The organism is Couchioplanes caeruleus, assembly GCF_003751945.1.
GTDB lineage: Bacteria > Actinomycetota > Actinomycetes > Mycobacteriales > Micromonosporaceae > Actinoplanes > Actinoplanes caeruleus.
Map to the genome: position 1 here is coordinate 5587036 of NZ_RJKL01000001.1, position 18908 is coordinate 5605943.

At 69.9% G+C, this 18908-nt stretch carries 19 protein-coding genes and 1 tRNA gene; 12 read left to right on the forward strand and 8 right to left on the reverse strand.

Annotated features, from left to right (window positions below; translation table 11 throughout):
* The first annotated feature begins 18 nt into the window (after positions 1 to 18).
* The 6 genes from EDD30_RS24950 to EDD30_RS24975 all read left to right on the forward strand — a co-directional run bounded on the left by EDD30_RS24950 (position 19) and on the right by EDD30_RS24975 (position 6036).
* Entirely contained in the window at positions 19 to 2991 is a 2973-nt protein-coding gene (locus EDD30_RS24950; protein ID WP_071804076.1) for a UPF0182 family membrane protein, read from the forward strand.
* Between the two features lie 228 nt (positions 2992 to 3219).
* Positions 3220 to 3293, forward strand: a tRNA-Met gene (locus EDD30_RS24955).
* 401 nt (positions 3294 to 3694) lie between these two features.
* Positions 3695 to 4078 carry a YbaB/EbfC family nucleoid-associated protein gene (locus EDD30_RS24960; protein ID WP_071804078.1) on the forward strand — a complete coding sequence of 128 codons (384 nt, stop codon included), beginning with the start codon at positions 3695 to 3697 and terminating at the stop codon, positions 4076 to 4078.
* Complete coding sequence (locus tag EDD30_RS24965) at positions 4075 to 4383, forward strand: type VII secretion target (protein ID WP_071804080.1); 309 nt, start codon at positions 4075 to 4077, stop codon at positions 4381 to 4383. The genes EDD30_RS24960 and EDD30_RS24965 overlap by 4 nt, the downstream gene beginning before the upstream one ends.
* A complete protein-coding gene (locus EDD30_RS24970) occupies positions 4383 to 5417 on the forward strand; it encodes a hypothetical protein (RefSeq protein WP_071804082.1) in 1035 nt (344 codons plus the stop codon). Before EDD30_RS24965 ends, EDD30_RS24970 begins: the two co-directional genes overlap by 1 nt.
* Before the next feature lie 16 nt (positions 5418 to 5433).
* Entirely contained in the window at positions 5434 to 6036 is a 603-nt protein-coding gene (locus tag EDD30_RS24975; protein WP_071804084.1) for a DUF6346 domain-containing protein, read from the forward strand.
* Positions 6037 to 6359: 323 nt separating this feature from the next.
* Here EDD30_RS24975 and EDD30_RS24980 read toward each other — a convergent pair whose 3' ends face one another.
* The 3 genes from EDD30_RS24980 to EDD30_RS24990 form a co-directional block, all read right to left on the reverse strand.
* Positions 6360 to 6563, reverse strand: a complete 204-nt coding sequence (locus tag EDD30_RS24980) for a hypothetical protein (protein WP_071804086.1) — start codon at positions 6561 to 6563, stop codon at positions 6360 to 6362.
* A 215-nt stretch (positions 6564 to 6778) separates the two neighbouring features.
* On the reverse strand, positions 6779 to 7636 hold the full coding sequence (locus EDD30_RS24985; protein ID WP_071804088.1) for an SCO6745 family protein: 858 nt from the start codon (positions 7634 to 7636) through the stop codon (positions 6779 to 6781).
* A gap of 188 nt (positions 7637 to 7824) precedes the next feature.
* Entirely contained in the window at positions 7825 to 8568 is a 744-nt protein-coding gene (locus tag EDD30_RS24990; protein WP_143162597.1) for a hypothetical protein, read from the reverse strand.
* 214 nt (positions 8569 to 8782) lie between these two features.
* Here EDD30_RS24990 and EDD30_RS24995 point away from each other — a divergent pair, with 214 nt between their 5' ends.
* Positions 8783 to 9322, forward strand: coding sequence for a DUF3558 family protein (locus tag EDD30_RS24995; RefSeq protein ID WP_071804092.1), 540 nt, complete (start codon positions 8783 to 8785; stop codon positions 9320 to 9322).
* 15 nt (positions 9323 to 9337) lie between these two features.
* Here the strand turns inward: EDD30_RS24995 and EDD30_RS25000 are convergent, their stop codons facing one another.
* Positions 9338 to 9886 carry a hypothetical protein gene (locus EDD30_RS25000; protein WP_071804094.1) on the reverse strand — a complete coding sequence of 183 codons (549 nt, stop codon included), beginning with the start codon at positions 9884 to 9886 and terminating at the stop codon, positions 9338 to 9340.
* Between the two features lie 119 nt (positions 9887 to 10005).
* Entirely contained in the window at positions 10006 to 10359 is a 354-nt protein-coding gene (locus EDD30_RS25005) for a hypothetical protein (RefSeq protein WP_123678503.1), read from the reverse strand.
* Between the two features lie 125 nt (positions 10360 to 10484).
* On the opposite strand from EDD30_RS25005, the gene EDD30_RS25010 reads away from it, so the two are divergent.
* Complete coding sequence (locus tag EDD30_RS25010) at positions 10485 to 10871, forward strand: helix-turn-helix domain-containing protein (RefSeq protein ID WP_071804097.1); 387 nt, start codon at positions 10485 to 10487, stop codon at positions 10869 to 10871.
* A gap of 100 nt (positions 10872 to 10971) precedes the next feature.
* Positions 10972 to 11451: a hypothetical protein gene (locus EDD30_RS25015; RefSeq protein WP_071804099.1), complete on the forward strand. Its 480-nt coding sequence runs from the start codon at positions 10972 to 10974 to the stop codon at positions 11449 to 11451.
* Between the two features lie 52 nt (positions 11452 to 11503).
* Here the strand turns inward: EDD30_RS25015 and lysX are convergent, their stop codons facing one another.
* The gene (gene lysX, locus EDD30_RS25020; protein ID WP_244945389.1) at positions 11504 to 14929 is read right to left on the reverse strand and encodes a bifunctional lysylphosphatidylglycerol synthetase/lysine--tRNA ligase LysX; all 3426 of its coding nucleotides are present in this window, start codon (positions 14927 to 14929) and stop codon (positions 11504 to 11506) included.
* 140 nt (positions 14930 to 15069) lie between these two features.
* Here lysX and EDD30_RS25025 point away from each other — a divergent pair, with 140 nt between their 5' ends.
* The 3 genes from EDD30_RS25025 to EDD30_RS25035 are packed head-to-tail and all read left to right on the forward strand — an operon-like array spanning position 15070 to position 17794.
* Complete coding sequence (locus EDD30_RS25025) at positions 15070 to 16026, forward strand: hypothetical protein (RefSeq protein ID WP_123678504.1); 957 nt, start codon at positions 15070 to 15072, stop codon at positions 16024 to 16026.
* Complete coding sequence (locus tag EDD30_RS25030) at positions 16023 to 17078, forward strand: alpha/beta hydrolase (protein WP_071804106.1); 1056 nt, start codon at positions 16023 to 16025, stop codon at positions 17076 to 17078. The genes EDD30_RS25025 and EDD30_RS25030 overlap by 4 nt, the downstream gene beginning before the upstream one ends.
* A gap of 5 nt (positions 17079 to 17083) precedes the next feature.
* Complete coding sequence (locus EDD30_RS25035; RefSeq protein ID WP_244945390.1) at positions 17084 to 17794, forward strand: SGNH/GDSL hydrolase family protein; 711 nt, start codon at positions 17084 to 17086, stop codon at positions 17792 to 17794.
* A gap of 80 nt (positions 17795 to 17874) precedes the next feature.
* Here EDD30_RS25035 and EDD30_RS38425 read toward each other — a convergent pair whose 3' ends face one another.
* Together EDD30_RS38425 and EDD30_RS25040 are read right to left on the reverse strand one after the other, a co-directional pair.
* A complete protein-coding gene (locus tag EDD30_RS38425) occupies positions 17875 to 18072 on the reverse strand; it encodes a hypothetical protein (RefSeq protein ID WP_143162598.1) in 198 nt (65 codons plus the stop codon).
* Positions 18073 to 18085: 13 nt separating this feature from the next.
* A complete protein-coding gene (locus tag EDD30_RS25040; protein WP_071804109.1) occupies positions 18086 to 18556 on the reverse strand; it encodes a GNAT family N-acetyltransferase in 471 nt (156 codons plus the stop codon).
* Positions 18557 to 18908: the final 352 nt, after the last annotated feature.

An 18908-nucleotide genomic window follows, 5' to 3' on the forward strand; every position in this document is an offset into this window, starting at 1 on the left:
AATAGTCCTCTACCGAGGATGAGCCGGCGCGGTCGCGTGACCGTCGGCGTCCTCGTAGGGGTCTTCCTCCTTTTCACGTTGCTGGGCTGGGGCATCGACGCCTACACCGACTACCTGTGGTTCGACGAGGTCGACTTCACGGGTGTCTACTCCGGCGTCCTGCTGACCCGCCTCCTACTCTTCCTCGCGATCGGTCTCGCCATGGCGCTGATCCTCGCGGCGAACCTCTACCTCGCCTACCGGCTGCGTCCGCTGCTGCGCCCGCACTCGGCCGAGCAGGCCACGCTCGAGCGTTACCGCATGGTGATCCAGCCGCGCCTCGGCACCTGGATCGCCGTGATCGCGGTGGTCATCGGCTTCTTCGCGGGCCTCTCCGGCCAGGGGCGCTGGAAGGACTGGATGCTCTTCCAGAACGCCCAGTCGTTCGGGGTGCGGGATCCGCAGTTCAACGTGGACGTGGGCTTCTACGTCTTCGACTACCCGCTGATGCGCTACCTGCTGGGGGTGGGCTTCACCGCGGTCGTGCTGTCGGTGATCGGCGCGCTCGCCGTGCACTACATCTTCGGCGGTGTGCGGCTGCAGGGCGTCGGTGACCGGATGACCTCGGCGGCGCGGGCCCACCTGACCACCCTGGTGGCGATCTTCGTGCTGCTCAAGGCGGTCGCCTACATCCTCGACCGGCGGGCGCTGCTGCTGGAGCAGCACGTTTCGCCCGGCCTCTACGGCGCCGGCTACACCGATGTGAACGCCTTGCTGCCGGCCAAGGAGATCCTGGCCTACATCTCGATCGTGGTGGCCATCGCGATCATCGTGTTCTCCAACGCCGTCATGCGGAACCTGGTCTGGCCCGGCGTCTCGCTGGCGCTGCTGGCGATCTCCGCGGTGGCGATCGGCGGCATCTATCCGCTGGCGGTGCAGAATTTCCAGGTCCAGCCGAGCCTGGCGGACAAGGAAGCGCCGTACATCAAGCGCTCGATCGAGGCCACCCGGGCCGCGTTCGGGCTCAGCGCCACGGACGTACGGCCGTATGCGGCGGCCAGCACCGTGCCGCCGGCCACGCTGGCCGACAACCCGAGCGCCCAGGCGGTGCGGCTCATCGACCCGCAGCTCGTGTCCCAGGCGTACACCCAGCAGCAGCAGGTCCGCGGCTTCTACGACTTCGGGCCCAAGCTGGACGTCGACCGCTACACCGTCGCCGACAAGACCCAGGACTACGTCGTCGGCGTCCGCGAGATCAACGACCAGGCGCTGACCGAGCAGCAGCAGAACTGGCTCAACCGGCACACGGTCTTCACCCACGGCTTCGGGATGGTCGCGGCGCCCGCCAACCGGGTCGTCTGCGGCGGTCTGCCCTACTTCGTCTCCGGCTTCCTCGGCGACGACCAGCAGCCCGGCTGCGCCTCGGACAGCGAGCAGATCAAGGTCGACCAGCCGCGGATCTACTTCGGCGAGCAGTCCACCGAGTACGCGATCGTCGGGCAGACCGACGAGAGCAGGAAGGTCGAGTTCGACCGGCCGCAGCCGAACGACAAGAACGCCGAGGAGCGGTACACGTACGCCGGTGAGGGCGGTGTGCCGATCGGCTCCTTCTTCCGCCGGCTCGTCTTCGCGATCAAGAACACGGAGAGCAACTTCCTGCTCTCGGACGCGGTGAACGACTCGTCCCGGCTGATGTACGTCCGGGACCCCCGCTCGCGGGTGGAGAAGGTCGCGCCGTTCCTGACCATCGACGGCGACCCGTACCCGGCCGTGGTCGACGGGCGGATCAAGTGGATCCTGGACGGGTACACGACCGCGGCGACGTATCCGTACGCCCAGCGGATCAACCTGCAGGAGGAGACGCAGGACGAGCTCACCAACCAGGGCACGTTCGCGCTCGCCCGAGACAACATCAACTACATGCGCAATGCGGTGAAGGCGACCGTCGACGCGTACGACGGCACCGTCACGCTCTACGAGTTCGACGACAAGGACCCGATCCTCAAGGCGTGGAACCAGGCGTTCGGCGGCAAGCTGATCACGCCGAAGGCGCAGACGCCGGCGTCGCTGCAGGCGCACTTCCGCTACCCCGCGGACATGTTCAAGGTGCAGCGCAACCTGCTCTCCCGCTTCCACGTGACCGACCCGGCGACGTACTTCTCCGGCCAGGACTTCTGGCAGGTGCCGAACGCGCCGGACAACCCGGACGACGAGGTCAAGCAGCCGCCGTACTACCTCAACGTGCAGCTACCGGGGCAGGAGGGATCCCGCTTCCAGCTCACCTCGGCGGTCACCCCGAACGGCCGGGACAACCTTGCCGCCCTGATCTCGGGCTCGTACGTGGACGGCCAGCCGAAGCTCGAGGTGCTCGAGCTGCCGGACCAGACGGCCATCCAGGGGCCGGTGCAGGTCCACCAGCGCATGACCAACAACGCCACGGTGAGATCCGAGCTCACCCTGTTGTCCAACAGCAACCAGTCCCAGGTGCTGTACGGCAACCTGATCTCGCTACCGGTCGGCGACGGCATGCTCTACGTCGAACCGGTGTACGTGAAGAGCGGGCAGCAGGACGCCGTACCGCTGCTGCAGAAGGTGCTGATGTCGTACGGCGACGGCGGCACGTACGTCGTCCTGGCGGACAACCTCGAAGCCGGCCTCAAACAGCTCGTGGCTCAGGGCAAGAACCAGCCGCCCCCGGCCACCACCCCGGGCAACACCGGCACCCCGCCGCCCGGCGGCACCCCGCCGCCGGCGTTGACCGGGCAGCTCGCCCAGGCGGCGGCGGCTCTGGACAAGGCCATCGCGGACGTGAAGGCGGCCCAGCAGTCCGGCGACTTCGCCAAGTACGGGCAGGCGCTGCAGGCCCTCGACACGGCGATGACCAACTTCCAGAACGCGCAGAAGGCGGCGAACACCCCGGCAGCCCCACCGGCGGGCACCTCGGCACCGCCGTCCGCCCCGGCCTCGGCGCCCCCGGCCTCGGCGCCCGCCCCGACACCCAGCGGCGGCTGACGACAAGCACGCACGACATACCGCGGCCCGCCCGGGATTCCGGGCGGGCCGCGGTATGTCTGTCCGGCGGCGATGAGCTGTTCAGGGGCTGCTGGCCTGCTGAGCCCCTGAGGGACGGCGAGATTCGCCTCCGTGCCGGTCTCCGTCGACGGCGGCCGCGATGTGGTGAGCATTACGGGGGGCCGCTTTGCGGGTGCGGGGCAGCTCGCGCTAGGCTGGAGAAACCGACGCGGGGTGGAGCAGCTCGGTAGCTCGCTGGGCTCATAACCCAGAGGTCGCAGGTTCAAATCCTGTCCCCGCTACTAGCGTTATCGCAGGTCAGGACGCGGTTCCCACTTCAGGGAGCCGCGTTTTTGATTTTCACCTGAGCATTTCGCCCCGTCCAGGATCGCGGCCGGCTGGCGGGATCCGCTGCACGGCGGTGGGCCAGGTCGTCGGCGGCCGCTGCGAGCAGTGTGATCGCTTCCTGCGCTTAACGCCAGGTGTGCAAGAGCGCGGCCCCGCGAACTCCGGAGACAGGGAATGACCCTCCGGCGGCGTCCGGGGAGAGGCGTCCTCGATGCCACCGGCGCCGCAGATCCCGTGGATCACCGTGCGAACATCTGGCCGCTCGCACCGTAATCGGCCGCGCTAGTCAAGATCCGCCGGGTTTCCGGTCGCGAAGATCCGCTGGCTATCATGCCCCGACCAGGGAGGAGTGCCGATGAGTCAGTCACCGGAGGACCTGCTGCGGTCATTCGAGGTGGCCGCCGCCGAGCAAGCCGAGCGAGCGCGGTCCCTCAGCCACCGGATCGAACAGGCGTCAATGACCGTCGAATCCGCGGGAGGCGAGGTGCGCGTGACCGTCGACTCCACCGGCGGGCTGGCCGGCCTTCGGTTCCATGCGTCCGCCCGCAATCTACCGCAGGACCGCCTGGCCGAGCTCGTGTTGTCGACCTCTCGTCGCGCGCAGGCCGAGTTGGCGAAGTCGATGGATAAGGTCGTGGCCGAGCTGTACGGGGCAGGGTCCGACACAGCGCGCTTCGTCACCAGCGCATACGCCGATCGGTTCCCTTCAGAGCCGGACGAGGATGGCGACCGGTCATGACCCAGCCCGACATCGAGCTCTCGTCCGGTGCCGTACGCAAACATGCCGGCGCCGTGGACGGGGTCGCCGACATGCTCAACGAAGCGCTCGCCGGAGCCGCGTACGTCCAGGCGAGCGCCGAGTCCTACGGAAAGATGGTCGGCGGTCTCTTCACCGGCATCCTGAACCCGTTCCAGGACCGCTCCATCGGTGAGATGAAGAATGCGGTGTCCGCCACCCAGGGGCTTGCGGACGCGCTGCGGGCGATGGCCGACGACTTCGACATGACCGATGCCGAAGCAGCCCGTCGGATCGGCGGCAAGTGATGGGTGACTACGCGTTCGAGCGCGGCAGTGTCATCGCCCCGGAGTCTTCGACCAACTGGTACGAGGGCACGGGAATCCTCGAGTCGGTCATGGGCACCGTGGACGGGTACTCCAACGGTGACTACCTGGGCATGGGCGGCAACATGGCCGCCGGGGCACTCTCGCTGGTCGGCGCGATCATGGATCCGTTCCAGGCCGTCTTCGCCGCCGGCGTAGGCTGGCTGATGGAGAACCTGTCGGTGCTGCGCGAGCCGCTCGACTGGCTGTGCGGCGACCCGAAGGAGATCGAGGGTCACGCCGCCACCTGGCGCAACATCGGCGAACGGGTGAACTTCGCAGCGACCTCGTACGCCGACGAGGTCCGGACCTCCACGCTCGACTGGACGACTCTCGCGGCCGACGCGTACCGAGGCAGGGCCGGACGGCACATCGAGGACATCCAGGCCCTGAGCGGGATCGGTGAAGGTATCGCGAAGATGACGCTGATCGCCGGGGCCATGGTCGGTGTCATCCGCAACACCGTGCGCGACATCATCGCCGAGGTCGTCGGCGCCGCCATCTCGAAAGCGGTCCAGGCGCTTCTTGTCGTCACGATCCCGAAGGTGCTGGCCGAGGTGGCCCTGCTGGTGGCCGAATGTTCCGCCAAGATCCTGAATCTGCTCAAGCGACTGGTCGGTGCCGTCTCCAGGCTGACCGGCGACATCCAGGCACTTTCCGGACTGCTTGACCGCATCGGCACATCCCTGAAAAGCGGCACAGACGGAGCGCTCGTCAACGGTGGCTGGCGAGCACAGGCGGCGGGCGACATGATGGAACGGGGCCCGGTCACCGGCATCCGCGATGGGTGGACGGCCACCAAGGAGGCCTACCGGACCATCGGCAAGGGGCACACTGCCGTGCACGGAACCACGGACGCGGTGGTCGGCAACACGCTCAGGTCGGCGTCGGTCAACAACAGTCTCCAAAACTCCGGTGCGACCGGCGACAAGCTTCCCGACGCGAGCTCCGACACACCTATCGACCTTCCGCTGTGACGAGAGGCCGCCAGCCGTGAACGACGACAGCGACCGTATGCGCGAGATCCAGGAACGCCTCGTCGAACTCCAGCGGGAGAACCAGGCCGCGGATGCGGACGCCGCACACGCGGAGCCCGTCTCTCCGGTCGCACCCGTTCACCGCCCGGGCCGACGCCGAGGCTGGATGGTCATCGCGTCATTGTTGTTGGCCTCGGTCGTTTTCGCCGAGCTGGCGCTCACGGTCCAAGGCTGGTCGTCGCCGGACTTCGGAGAGGCGGGGCGAATCGGCCGGGCAACAATCGTCTCGTGCGAGCGGCAAGGCCCCATCGGCCGCGGCATCGGCTACTGGCACCGATGCACCGCAGACGTCGTCTGGGATGGCGGATTCTCCGGCCGGTACACCTTCGACCGGCGCAACTTCATCCACGCCGACGAGGCCGGCACCACCATCACCATCGGCGAGAACGGCGGCGCCCGCAGCACCTCCGTCGGATACTCCCGCCCCGAAGCTCCGTACCGCCCTCTCGTTGCGGCCCTCGGCGTCTCCCTGGCGATAGTCGCCGCCGTCCCGGCCCTGCTGTTGCTCGCGGCCGCGTTCTCCGCCGTCCGGAATCGCATTCGGAGGGCCCGGAGCTAGTCGGCCACCTGGCGGCGTATGCCGTGCCGGGCGCCGCTTTGACGGCCTTCTCGGCGGCCTGCTGGGCAAGGTTCGCCTGAGGGAAACGCCGGTGGACGGGCTCGTCTTCAAGCCCAGGACCGGCGAAGGTAGCCGCGCCAACCGGCGCCGACCCCGTCTCACCGTGTCGCACGTCCCTCGCGCTGGGCGTGCGGACCTGATCGTGCGACGAGGGCCGACGATCGGGTCACCGCGGTATCGGTTCGCCGCTGTGACCCGATTGCTGGTCGGCGATGTCCGCTGCGACCGCAGCGGCTACGACCAGCCGTCAGCAGATCGGCGCCTCAGCTCCAGATCCGGAGCAGGACGGCCCAGGGGATGGCCACCAGCGCGGCAAGCGCGGTGGACAGGTGGCTCGGGCGCCAGCGGGCCACGGGCGTCACGGCGAGCACCAGGATCGCGGCGCTGCACCAGAGAACCCAGAGTCCGCCGAACATGCCCGCCGTACCCACGGCGACCTGTAGCGCGGCGACGATGAGGCTGGTCACCGCAAAGGATCGCCAGGAACGCGTCACCAGCGGCAGGGCGATGGTCGCAACGATGAGCGCGCAGTGCGACGGCTCCGGCGGTCTGGCGCGTCACCAAGGTGACCGCGCACGACGACCGCGGCAACGAGGGCACCGTGAAGGGCGCGGCCCGGGCCGTCGCCCACCCGGACGGCCCGGTCGTGTCCGTGACCCGAGGCTGAGACGGCCGAGGGCGGTCAACCGCCGGCGACCGCGCGGGGGACGCCTATCGGGTTGGGGTACGGGAGCAATGCGCCGGCAGCGCCGGCCAACGGTGCCAGTACGTGTGACAGCCGGGCCTGATCGCCGGCGCTCAATGCGGTCCAGGGCTGTGCGGCGAGCCGATCGGTGCGGTCCTCGACGGCCCGGTGCGCGGCCTCGCCCGCGCCGGTGGGCCGGCCGTCCGCGTCCAGCCATCCGCGCGTGTGCAGGGCCCGGGCCGCGACCTCCCATTCGCTGTCGGTCCAGCCCCGGCTGGGCTGCAACCGCTCTCTGCCGCCGTACAGGGCGTCCCGGAGGGCAAGCGCCTGGCAACCGCTCAGCTCGGCGTCGACCAACGCGGCGATGTGTCCGTCACCCCGGTGCTCCCGCAGCACGGTGGCGGCGTGCCACAGCCGGGCGAGTGGGTCGGCCGGGCGGGGCAGGGCGGCATTGGCCCCGCCCAGCGCCCGGCCGTCGGTCATGGCCGCCCCGGCCGCGATCTCCAGCAGGTCGGCGGCCTCCGCCCAGCGTGCGGGCTCATGGGGGAGAACCGACCGCAGTGCTGCCACGGCGCCGTCGAGGCGGGCCGCCAGAGCTTGTTCCGGCGAAAGCCGCTGCCACACGTCGGGCAGGGCGCGCGCCACCATGGCGGGTGCGAAGGAGAAGAACAGGGCGGTGACCGGCGCGGGCGCCGCCGCGCCGAGGGGAGCGGCTCGCCCGGCGAAGTACCCACGCCAGAAGCCCCGCAGCCCGGCGCCTTCGAAGGCGGCGCGGGCCTGAGGCGCGAAGTAGGTGACCGCGTGCAAAGGCTCGTACAATTCCCACAGTCGTCGCGCCAGGGGCTCGGTCGACATCAGCTCACCTTCCGGGTCGGGACCGGCTCGCCTGATCGCCTGTCCACGCATCGAAGCCTGCCACCAGATGATCGGCGCCGGTGGCCGCCGGACGGGTGGCGTATCCCACTGTCGACGGTGAGGCACGCAGGACCCCGGGTCGTAGCGCTCGGCGAGTGCTACCGACCCGGGGTCCGTCGAGGGGTACGTCAGAGGACGGTGGCCGTCGCGACGACCTTTCCTCGGCGGGCCTGGCGGGGGTCGCCGTAGCGGACCTCGGTGCTGCCGGAGCTCAACTGGAACTGGGCCTGGGTCCAGCTCGTCACCGTCTCGAACAGCATGTCGCCGCCGACGAGGAAGCCGCCTTCCTGCTGGCCGGTGGCGGGGTTGTAGCGGTAGTACACGCCACCGCTCGGGACCTGGGGCCGCTTGGCCACCTTGAGCACGGACACGGTGCCGCCGCCGATGGACGGCTGGGTGCCGAGCTCGAGGTTGGTCACGCGATATCGGGTGACGGTCTGCTCGGCGTACACCCCGGCGGTGGCCGGCTCGTCGACGTTGCCGAAGCGCACCTGGGTGGTGCTGGTACGGGGCGGGAACTCCATCATGGTCCAGTCGGGCGTGCTGTGGATCACCATGTCGCCCTGGTAGATGAAGTCGACGACCTCACCGGTCTGCGGGTCGAACAGGAAATACTCCCCGGTCCCGCTGTCGGCCGGCGACTGGAGTTTGAGCACCCGCACGGTGCCGCTGGGCCAGGTGGGCTGGGTGGCCCAGGCGAGATTCCACAGCCTCGTCTCGGTGAGCGTCGTGGCCGCGGCGGCGGTCGCTGCCGCAGCCTCCGAGTGGGTCCGAGGAGCGGCGGCGGCAGCCGTGCTCGTTCCCACGGCACCGGCCACGACGCACAGCGCCATCGCTGTGTGGAGGCCGGTACGGAGCATACGACGATTCACGAATTCCTCCTGATTAGGGATAAAGATATGGAAATCTATCCTGCCCGGGCGTGCGCTCAGCGTAGCTTCTTGCGTGCGCTTGCGATATATGCGAAGTATTGACGTAATTGAACTTCATGACCGTGGGTGAGGCGCCTCGAACGGATGACGTTTCTTCCTGTCGCTCCCCGGCGCCCGGCAACCTGGGCGAACGCCGCGCATCCAGGGGAGAACCATGACGCATCGCCTTGCCGCACTCGTCGTCGTCGCTGTCGCCGCCTCCCTCGCCGGCTGCGGGCCGCTCGCCGACCCCGACGCCGGGGCCGCGCCCGTTCCCGCGGTCACGCCCGCAAAGCCCTCGCCGACCCCGTCCGCGTACTCCGGGCTGGGCGATTCGGTGAAGGACTCGGGCGACATCCCCGACCCGTGCACGCTGCTCAGCGAGGCGGAGGTCAAGAGCCTCACCGGTCGCGGCATCGGCCAGATCGATCGGGACGGCGCCGGGCCCGGGGACGCCTCCCGGTTCTGCCAGTGGCAGCAGCCGGGCGGGCAGCTTGCGGTCTTCTTGGCGCGGACGACCGAGTCCGACTTCGCCGTCGAGACCGCCGAGGCCGATCCGGTGGAGGACGTCGGCGAGGACGCCTTCGCCCTGGCCGGCCACCTGTACGTGCTCTACGGCACGGTCTCGATCGACGTCTACTGCCGGGGCGACGCTGACGACGAGAACCTGGCGAAGGCGAAGAAGATCGCGAAGGCGCTGATGCCCAGGATCTGAACGGCCTGAGGCCGATCACTTGCGTGTGGCGGCGATCTCGCGCTCGCACTCGGGGGCCAGGTCCATGCCCTTCCTGATGGACTCGCTGTCGTTGTCCGGCCCGCCGAGGGAGTATCCGTCCTCGTCGGCCTCGACGTACTTGACGCCCTTGCCCCTGAGGCACTTGACGACGTCGCGGGTGAAGTCCTTGGATTCCGGGTTCGCCGGGTCCTTCTCCCACGGTGGCAGGGGGAAGAACTTCGGCTTGCAGATCCTGTCCGCCTTCTCCCACTTGGTGAGGTCCGCCGTCGACGGTGGCTTCCGCGCACTCGCCCCGGCCTTGATCCCGGCGCCCTGCTCCTGCATGCACTTGTTGTACGGCGCCAGCATCGCCTCGAACTCCTCCGGGGTGGTGTCCAGCCGTTCCCGGGGCCGGGTGTCCGCTGCCGGCTTGCCCGACGCCGCCGGGGTGCTCCCGCCGCTGGCCAGCGTCGCGACCTTCGGCGCACCGCCCTCCGCCGCGCTCTCCGGCCCGCTTGCGCCACATGCCGTTCCGCCCGCCATCACGGCGGCCGTGCTCAACACGACCAGCGCCCACCTTGTGCTGACTCTCCACGCCATCGTCTCGCCCTCTCGTCTGCCGGTGTTCGCCAGGCAGCATCGCGGGCCGATGTGTGAAAGCTGTCAGGTTCGCACCGCCAGGGTCAGGCCTGGACGCGGGCGGGGCGGCTCGCCGGGGAGAAGCGGGACGCGCCGCTGTTTCCCGCCGCCCGCCGGGCGGCGGGGGTCACCCGTTCGGGTGAACTTGCGAGCGGTGCCGGCTGCCGCATGGGCCGCGGCGCCAGCCGGACGGGCGGGGACGACCGCGGTCCCACACCTGCGGCGGCCGCCACCGCCGGCAGGTGTGGGACCGGGGCCGGCGGCGCCGCAGGATGAGCGCCGCCGGGACCGTGGGGCCGCACGGGCTCGGCTCCGGCGCGCCGGAACAGGCGTGCGAGCAGGAGCAAGAGCAGGAACAGGCCCGCCAGGGCGCCGGCGAGGGCGAGGAGGATTGCCATGATCGTTGTCTGCTCCACGGCGCCACGACCCTTCCGACCATTGGTTATCCAGCCAATGACGTTAGCATTAAGTGGCCCTTCAACCAATGTGTCGGGTCGTCCTTCCCCCGGCCTATGCTTCACAAATGAGCTTCGGCGGCTACCTCAAAGAAGCGATCCACGCCGCCCGGTTTCCGACGCCTACGCACTTTGCCCGTACGGTCGGCATGGATCCCTCCGTCGTGCTGCGCTGGCTGAGCGGGGAACAGCGGCCCACGATCCGGTCTATCGAGCGGATCGCGCCGGTGCTGGGCAAGAGCATCAACGATCTGGTGCTGGCGGCGTACCCGGATCGGCTCGCCGGACCCGCATCCCAGCCGGCGTCGCCCACCCATCCGCTGGTGCACGAGCTGGCCCGGATGCTGGCCGACGACTCGCCGATCCCGGCGGCCGACCGCCGGGCCCTGGAGACCGTCCTCGATCGGATGATCGATCCATACCGGAAGGTGCTCCGGCGCAGGCGCTCGGCGTGACTGTAATTAGCGTCACGCCGAAATACTCCGTAATCTCGGCTGCATGACTACGAGGGTCGGAGCCGATCGCGGACCAGCCGTGAGTGGACTTCACTTCCAGATGAGTAAGTTGCTCATCGGGTCCCTCATCGTGGCGATCGCCTCCACGGGGGCGCTGGTCATCACGTCCATCGTGGGCTTCCCCGATCGGCCCGGTCCGCCGCCCGGCATCCCCGGGGTGCCGCCCGGCCCGCCGCCGAACGTGCGGAGCATCGCCGTGCTGGTGGTCCTCACGGGCATCTTCGTGCTCGCCTGGCTCGCGGTCCTGGTGGCCTGCACCCGCGACCAGATCCTGCGCCGCCTCGGCGTCGACGCCGGAGCTCCCGCCGGACCGGAGCAGATCAAGGAGATGCTGATCGAGGTACGGGCCCAGCTCGCCGCCGACCGCGACCGCGAGTGGCAGGTCGTCCTCGAGCGACTCGCGGAGTACGGCGAACAACGCGAGACCGACGGCTACCTCAACGCCATGCGTGCGGCCTCCGGCGACCAGCAGACCGAGGCGAACGTCCGCGCGCTGCGCCGCCCGCCCACCCCGCGATAGGTCACGCCGGTCAGCCGGCGACCGGACGGGGCCGGCCGCACGAGACCACCCGTCAGCTCTCCGGCGCGGCCACCGACGCCGTCCTCGCTCGTGCCCGCTGATCATTCCGGGTCGCCGGGCGGTTGAGCGGGAACGGCACGGTGTCGCGGATGCTGTGCCCGGTGAGCAGCATGATGAGCCGGTCGACGCCCAGCCCGAGACCGCCGGTGGGCGGCATGGCGTACTCCAGCGCCTGCAGGAAGTCCTCGTCGAGCTGCATGGCCTCCGGGTCCCCGCCGGCCGCGCGCAGCGACTGCGCGGTGAGCCGGCGGCGCTGCTCCACGGGATCGACCAGCTCGGTGTACGCCGTCCCCAGCTCCATGCCGAAGGCGACCAGATCCCAGCGCTCGGCGAGGCGCGGCTCGTCGCGGTGCGCCCGGGTCAGCGGCGAGACCTCGGTCGGGAAGTCGGTGTAGAAGGTCGGCGTCTGGGTCTGCTTCTCCACGAGCTTCTCGTACATCTCCAAGACGATCTGACCGGCGCTCCATCCCGGCTGCAGTGCCACACCCGCCATCGTGGCCAGGCGACGCAGCTCGGCGACGTCCGTGTCCGGGCCGATCGCATCCCCGACGGCGGTCGAGACCGCGTCGTGGACGGTCACTACCGGCCACGGCGTGTCCAGGTCGAACTCCACGCCGTCGCGGCGGGCCACCGGGGCGCCGTGCGCGGCCGTCGCCGCGGCGAGGATGAGATTGCGAGCGAGCGTACGCATGGAGGTGTAGTCGCCGTACGCCTCGTAGGCCTCCAGCATGCTGAACTCGGGGTTGTGGGTCGCGTCCACGCCCTCGTTGCGGAAGTCGCGGCCCAGCTCGAAAACCTTCTCCATGCCGCCCACGGCCAGCCTCTTGAGGTAGAGCTCGGGCGCGATGCGCAGGTACAACGGCATGTCGTACGCATTGCTGTGGGTGACGAACGGGCGGGCGTTGGCGCCGCCGTGCACCGGTTGCAGGATCGGCGTCTCCACCTCGAGGAAGTCCCGCCCGATCAGGGTGGTTCGCAGCGCGTGCACGGCGGCCGACCGGAGCCGCAGCATGTCGCGGGCGGCGGGGCGCACGATGAGGTCGAGATGGCGTCGCCGGCTCAGCATCTCGAGGTCCGCGAGCCCGCGACGCTTGTCGGGCAGCGGATGCAGGCACTTCGCGGTGATGGTCCACGCGTCGGCCAGCACGGAGATCTCGCCGAGGCGGGAGGTGACCACCTCGCCGGTGACCCCGACGTGATCGCCGAGGTCCACACTCTTGCGCCACTGCCACAGCGGTTGCCGGCCGAGCTGGTCGACGGTCAGCATGACCTGCAGGTCGCCGCTCGCGTCGCGCAGCACGGCGAAGCACACGCCGCCATGGTCACGCTGCAGAACGAGGCGGCCGGCGACGGACACCCTCTGTCCCGTGGCGGTGTCGGGCGCCAAGCCCGCGTGTGCGGCCCGGACCGCGCCGCACCCGTGGGTACGCGCGAAGCCCGGCGGATACGGATCGATGCCCTCCGCGCGCAGCACCGCCAGTTTCGCCATCCGGACCTGAGTCTGCTCACTCTGCGCCACGACCGGAGCGTTGGTCGGCTCGGTCTCGGCATCGGCGTCGATGGAGACCCGCGGGAGCGGGATCCGCGGTCCGGCGGCCTCCGGCGTCACCGCGTCGGCCTTGGCGCGCCGCAACCGCGTCAGCGCGCTGGGTACCTCCACGAAACCCTCCGCGACGGCCGAGGCGAGACCGACCTTGGCCAGGTCGCTGACGTCCTCGAAGCAGAGGAAGCGCGGAATCCACTGCGGCTGGTACTTGATGTTCGACCGGTAGAGGGACTCGAGCTGGAACCAGCGGGACAGGAACAGCAGCAGCCGCCGCCACGCCAGCAGCACGGGTCCGGCACCGATGCGGGCGCCCTCCTCGAAGACGGCCCGGAACACGGCGAAGTTCAGCGACACCCGGGTCACGCCGAGCCGCGGCGCCTCCGCCATCAGGGTGGCCACCATGCACTCCACGAGGCCGTTGTCGAGCGCCCGGTCACGGCGCATGAGATCGAGCGACAGGCCGTCGTTGCCCCACGGTACGAACGACAGCAGCGCCGCCTCGGCGCCGTTGCGGTCGATCGCCTCCACCAGCACGCAGGCGCCGTCGGCAGGATCGCCCAGCCGCCCGAGGGCCATCGAGAAGCCCCGCTCGGTCTCGGTGTCGCGCCAGCGGGCCGCCAGCCAGACGATGCGGTCCATCTCCTCGGCGGGAATGTCCCGGTGACGGCGGATGCGTACGGTGTAGCCGGCCCGCTCGACCCGGGCCACCGCCTGGCGCACCTGGCGCATCTCCCGGCCCTCGAGGCTGAAGTCGTCCGCTCGCAGGATCGCCTCGTCACCGAGCTTCAGCACCCGCATCCCGGCCCGGGCGTACGCGGTCGCGCCGGCTTCCCCGGCGCCCATGATGGCCGGCGTCCAGGCGTACTCCCGGGCCTCCTGGAGCCAGGCGGCGATGGCCGCACCCCACGCCGTCCGATCCCCGATCGGGTCACCGCTGGCCAGGCTCACCCCGCCCACCACGCGGTACGTCACGGCGGCCCGTCCCGACGGGGCGAAGATGACCTCCTTGTCGCGGCGGGTGGCGAAGTAGCCGAGTGAGTCGTCCTGACCGTACGCGTCGAGCAGGTCCCGGACCCGGTGCTCCTCGTCGGCGTCCAGCGACGCGGCGGCCCGCTGGGACCGCAGCAGCACCGCGAGAGCAGTGAGCAGCGTCACTGCGCCGAAGAAGCCGAGCAGGAGGTTGATCCACCCGGGAGCCATGCCCGCGCGGTGCACGTTGAGGTCCAGCGCGCCACCGGTGACCTGACGGATCGCGTACCCGAGCTCATAGAGGCCGTCGCGGCGCAGCGACCCGGGGAACATCGCCACGAGTCCCCAGCCGATCAGCGAGAAGGCGGTGATCATCGCGACGACGGTGGCGAGGGCCTTCGGCAGGCTGGCGCGCTGCACCCGGGCGAAGAACTGCTGGCGCGCGGACGCGAGCACGGCGAGCACGGCCACGGTTACCACCAGGTTCCCGGCGAGGAACCACCACAGCCGGATGGGTACGTGTGCCCACGCGGGCGGAGAGTTCTCGATCCGGAGGAGCAACAGCACCGCATCGGTGACGAGCTGCAGTCCGAAGTAGCCGGTGAGCAGCCAATACGCCACTCGTTTGCGGTTGTTGACACCGACCGCGAGCATGGCCAGGAAGACCGCGTAACCGAGGTTCGCCGGCGCGGGCATCAGCAGGGCGTCGACCAGCCGGCGCAGCGGCATCAGGCGGGCGCCGAACGCGGCACTGACGGCCGCCAATGCGCACAGAACGGCGACGGCGAAGAGGACCCGAGAGGCCACCTTGGGCACCGCCGCACGCCAGTCCGGGCACCGGGACTCCGGCTCGTCGGGCACTCGATTGCCCAGCTCCCTCGCCTTTTCCGCTGTCGCTTGCACCAGTTTCTCCGCCCGTGTGGTTCCGACGGGACGCGACGATACGAGACGACCGCCACTCCGGCGGAAAGCGCCTCGTACCTTCCCCACATCCGTCTGTGATGCTGTCCGCGACCTCACGGCATTCACACACGCGGTTGGCGATGCTGTCCGGCGGCCGGGTCAACGGGGAGGCGAGAGACGATGGCGTGGAGCTGCGGCGCAAGGTGGGCGCCCGACGGGCCGGCACCGACATGAGCCTGACCGGAATCCCCTTGCTCGCCCTGGCAGGGCTGACGCTGGTCGGGTTCGTCACGGCGACGGTCCTGCTCTGGTCGCGGTGCGGTCGCTGGCGCCTGGTCGTCCGCACCCTGGGGGTGCTCCTGATCGAGGTCGCGGTGGTGCTCTCTGTGGGGCTGGCGGTGAACCGCTCGGAGCAGTTCTACCCGTCCTGGGCGGCGCTGGCCGGGGACACCGGCACCCAGACCACGACCGCTGTGGCACAGGCCGGCGAGCTTGACGACTCCCTCGCGTCCAGGTCCACACAGCCGTGGCGTCCCGCGAGCCTGCCGCAGTGGAAGCTGGCCGGAGCGCCGACGATGACGGTGCCGCCCGACTATGCCGCCGCGAGCAAAGCGCCGTACCCGGTCCTCGTGGTTCTCGGCCCGGCCACGTCCGTCACCAAACCGGTGAAGGGCGTGGTGACGGTGCGGCTGACGCCCACCCCGGCGACGACCGCCGAGGCCCTGCGTTCCCTGGTCCCGGACCTGAGCCGGGCGGTCCGTGTCACGGCGGGCGGCTGGGCCCTCGCGGCCGGGATGGATGACGCCGCGCTGGCCGGAGACCTCGCCCGGTCCCTGCCGGCACAGTTCCGTGCGCTGGCCCTGGTGCAGACATCCGCGACGGCATTTCCCGGTGCGCTGGGCGTTACTCCACCCGGGACCACCGTGGCGGCGGTGCTCCCGGCGCCGGCCGACCGGTCTGCGCAGCCGCCGACCGGCGTGACCTTCCTGACCGCCGCCGCGCCGAAGGCCTGGTCGACCGCCATCAGTTGGACCACCCGCCAACTGAGCCCGCCGCTCGCGCCGCCGCTCCAGCTACCCACGGGGAACATCAAGTGAGTCTCACCGGAACGCCATTGCTGATCGGCACGCTCGTGGCGGTGCTGCTGACGGCCGTACTGATCGCCGTGTCGTGGGAACGCGGTGGCCGGCTGCGCGTGGTGCTGCGAGGTGTCGGCGTGCTGGCCGCGCTGCTCAGCGTCAGCGCGGCGGCGCTGGTGCAGGTGAACCGGATGACCGAGGCGTTCACCCTGGAGTCCGCGTCGCAGCCCGTGCCCCCGGCCGGCTCCTCCCCGGACGCGGCGGAGCCGGACGTGGAGGCCGACGCGGACAACGCACGGAAGGCCAAGACCGGCAGTCAGATCCGCAAGGTCACCGTCCCCGGCAAGGTCAGCAAGCTTGACCTGGTGATGTACGTCTACCTGCCCGCCGCCTACCGCACCGGCAAGCAGCGGTTCCCCGTGGTGCAGGCACAGCACGGCTTCGCCGGGACCCCGCGTACGTGGCTGAAGAAGCTCCAGGTCCAGTCGGCCCTGGACACCGAGATCGCCGCCGGCCGGATGGCGCCCACGGTGGTGCTGTTCCCCTTCCAGACGCCGAACCCGACGACGCTCGACACCGAATGCACGAACCTCGTCGGCGGACCGCAGACCGAGACGTTCCTGACCGTCGACGTGCCGGCGTACGTGAAGTCCAAGTTCCGCGTCCGCACCGACCGCGCCGGATGGGGGCTCATCGGCTACTCGGCCGGCGCCTACTGCGCGACCAGCCTGGCCCTGCGCCACCCCACCAAGTACGCGGCCGCCGCCAGCCTTTCCGGCCTGGCCGAACCGGGAATCACCGTCGGCGACGGCCTGGAGAAGACCGAACACCACGTGGTGTGGCGGCTGCAAAACCTTCCCCAGCCACCTGTGGCACTCTGGGTCGGGTGGGCGAACGACGAGACGACCATCCGCCGCGACTCGGAGCGGATCGCTCGCGCCGCCCGGCCCCCGCTCACGGTCACCACGGCCGTGCTGGAACGCGGCGGCCACAGCCACGCGGTCTGGCGTCAGATGCTGGGTCCCGCGTTCGACTGGCTCTCCTCTCATCTCGGCCGGCCGCTGTCCTGACCGCGGTGGCGGCCCTACTGCTGACGCTCGCGAGCGGATGCGGGCCGCTACGCGCCGCGCGGATCGGCATGGACCCGGCGGGCACCGAGCCGGCGCCGCCGACGGTGGTCACCCTCGGCGACTCGGTGCCGGCCGGAACCGGATGCGGCTGCACCGCGTTCCCGGACCTGTACGCCCAGCACGAGCACGCCGTCTCGGTCAACCTGGCCGAGGCCGGCCTGACCTCGGCCGACGTCCGCGCCCAGCTCGAGGATCCACAGGTTCGCGACTCCCTGCGGCAGACCAGCGAAGTGCTGCTCATGGTGGGCGCCAACGACGTGGCCGACACATTCACCGACCCGCAGGCCGTCGCCGCGGCGGCGGCCGAGCTCCACACCAACATCCGAGCGACGCTCGACGCCATCCAGAGGATCCACCCCACCACCGTGATCGTGCTCGGCTACTGGAACGTCGTCCGCGACGGCGAGGCGGGCGTCTCCGAGTACGGCGCGACCGGGGTGAAGGCTTCCGCCGAAACGACGGACGCCATCAACGACGAGCTGGCCGCGGCCGCCGAAGCGGGCGGTGCCACCTATGTATCCACGGACCCGGCTTTTCACGGGGCCGACGGAGAGAAGGACCCGACCGCCCTCTTGATCGCCGACGGCGACCACCCGGACGCCGCCGGCCACACGGCGATCGCCCAGCTCATCCCGCCGATGGGCGCCACCTCCTAGCCACGTTGGCGGGACCCGGAATCCCCGCACGTCGGACCAGGGCCCAAGCCCTTTTCGGGTAAGCCATAGGCAGCAGCCAGTCACCCACCTGCAGGGGATCGCCCGACAAATGCAAGAAGATGTTCCGCCACGATGCCGGCGACGGCCAGGTCCGGCCGACCCGCGGTCTTGTGGCCGGCCATATGGGCGATGGTCGTGCGCCCGGGATGATCTGCGAGCCAGTCGGCGTAGGGATAGTCCGGTGCACCGGCGGATTGAAGTACGACGACAGACGACATGGCAGGAGGATCGTTAGCGTGTGCGCTTGAGGTAGTACTTCACCGGGTGGTCGGTCGTGAAGCCCTCGGATTCGTACAGGGCCTGGGCGGACGTGTTGTCCGCCGCGGTGTCGAGGGTGACCCGGACCGCGCCCGCGGCGGCTGCCTGGTCCACGACCGCCCGGAGCAGTGTCCGGCCGACGCCGCCACGGCGAGCGTCCGGACGGACGAAGAGGTCGTTGAGGACCCACACCGGCGCCATCGAGACGGAGGAGAAGGTCGGATAGACCTGGGTGAAACCGACCCATTCGCCGGCGCGGCGGGCGAGCAGAACGATGCTTTCTTTCCGGGTCAGGCGCTGTCGGAGAAACTCCCGGGCTTCGTCCAGTGTGGCCTGGCGACCGTAGAAGTCGAGATAGCCGGTGAAGAGGTCGGCAGCCGCATCGATGTCCTCGACGTCGACTTGGACGACCGTGAGGCCTTCAGCGATATCGGTGAAATTCATTGACCTCTCCTGAATCTGGTAATTCCCCGTCAAGATTGGCATCGTCGCCTACCGTTTGCGACTCGACGCTGCCACCTGTCGGGTCGTGCACAATACCATGATCATGCGCACCGCGCGGTACCTCCCCAATGGATCGTCAGCGCTTGGCATATTGCCAATTCAGGACGCCGTCAGAGCCGTTACGAGGGGTCGTATCGCAAAGCGTTGACTCTCGGTGATCATATCGTCATTGTTCGACGTTCCCCGAGGTTGCCCGGGGCCTTCACCAGTGCTGCGATTCGACTCTTCGATCAACGCGTCCACTGATGCCCGTGGAGGTATGTGTGATTATTCGTTCGCTGAACCGCTCGCG

Bases quoted from the DNA above. Each gene is read 5' to 3' on its own strand.
- EDD30_RS24950 (WP_071804076.1), top strand. From the start codon at position 19: ATGAGCCGGCGCGGTCGCGTGACCGTCGGCGTCCTCGTAGGGGTCTTC.
- EDD30_RS24960 (WP_071804078.1), top strand. From the start codon at position 3,695: ATGAGTCAGTCACCGGAGGACCTGCTGCGGTCATTCGAGGTGGCCGCC.
- EDD30_RS24965 (WP_071804080.1), top strand. From the start codon at position 4,075: ATGACCCAGCCCGACATCGAGCTCTCGTCCGGTGCCGTACGCAAACAT.
- EDD30_RS24970 (WP_071804082.1), top strand. From the start codon at position 4,383: ATGGGTGACTACGCGTTCGAGCGCGGCAGTGTCATCGCCCCGGAGTCT.
- EDD30_RS24985 (WP_071804088.1), bottom strand. From the start codon at position 7,636: ATGTCGACCGAGCCCCTGGCGCGACGACTGTGGGAATTGTACGAGCCT.
- EDD30_RS24995 (WP_071804092.1), top strand. From the start codon at position 8,783: ATGACGCATCGCCTTGCCGCACTCGTCGTCGTCGCTGTCGCCGCCTCC.
- EDD30_RS25005 (WP_123678503.1), bottom strand. From the start codon at position 10,359: ATGGCAATCCTCCTCGCCCTCGCCGGCGCCCTGGCGGGCCTGTTCCTG.
- EDD30_RS25010 (WP_071804097.1), top strand. From the start codon at position 10,485: ATGAGCTTCGGCGGCTACCTCAAAGAAGCGATCCACGCCGCCCGGTTT.
- EDD30_RS25015 (WP_071804099.1), top strand. From the start codon at position 10,972: ATGAGTAAGTTGCTCATCGGGTCCCTCATCGTGGCGATCGCCTCCACG.
- EDD30_RS25025 (WP_123678504.1), top strand. From the start codon at position 15,070: ATGCTGTCCGGCGGCCGGGTCAACGGGGAGGCGAGAGACGATGGCGTG.
- EDD30_RS38425 (WP_143162598.1), bottom strand. From the start codon at position 18,072: ATGTCGTCTGTCGTCGTACTTCAATCCGCCGGTGCACCGGACTATCCC.
- EDD30_RS25040 (WP_071804109.1), bottom strand. From the start codon at position 18,556: ATGAATTTCACCGATATCGCTGAAGGCCTCACGGTCGTCCAAGTCGAC.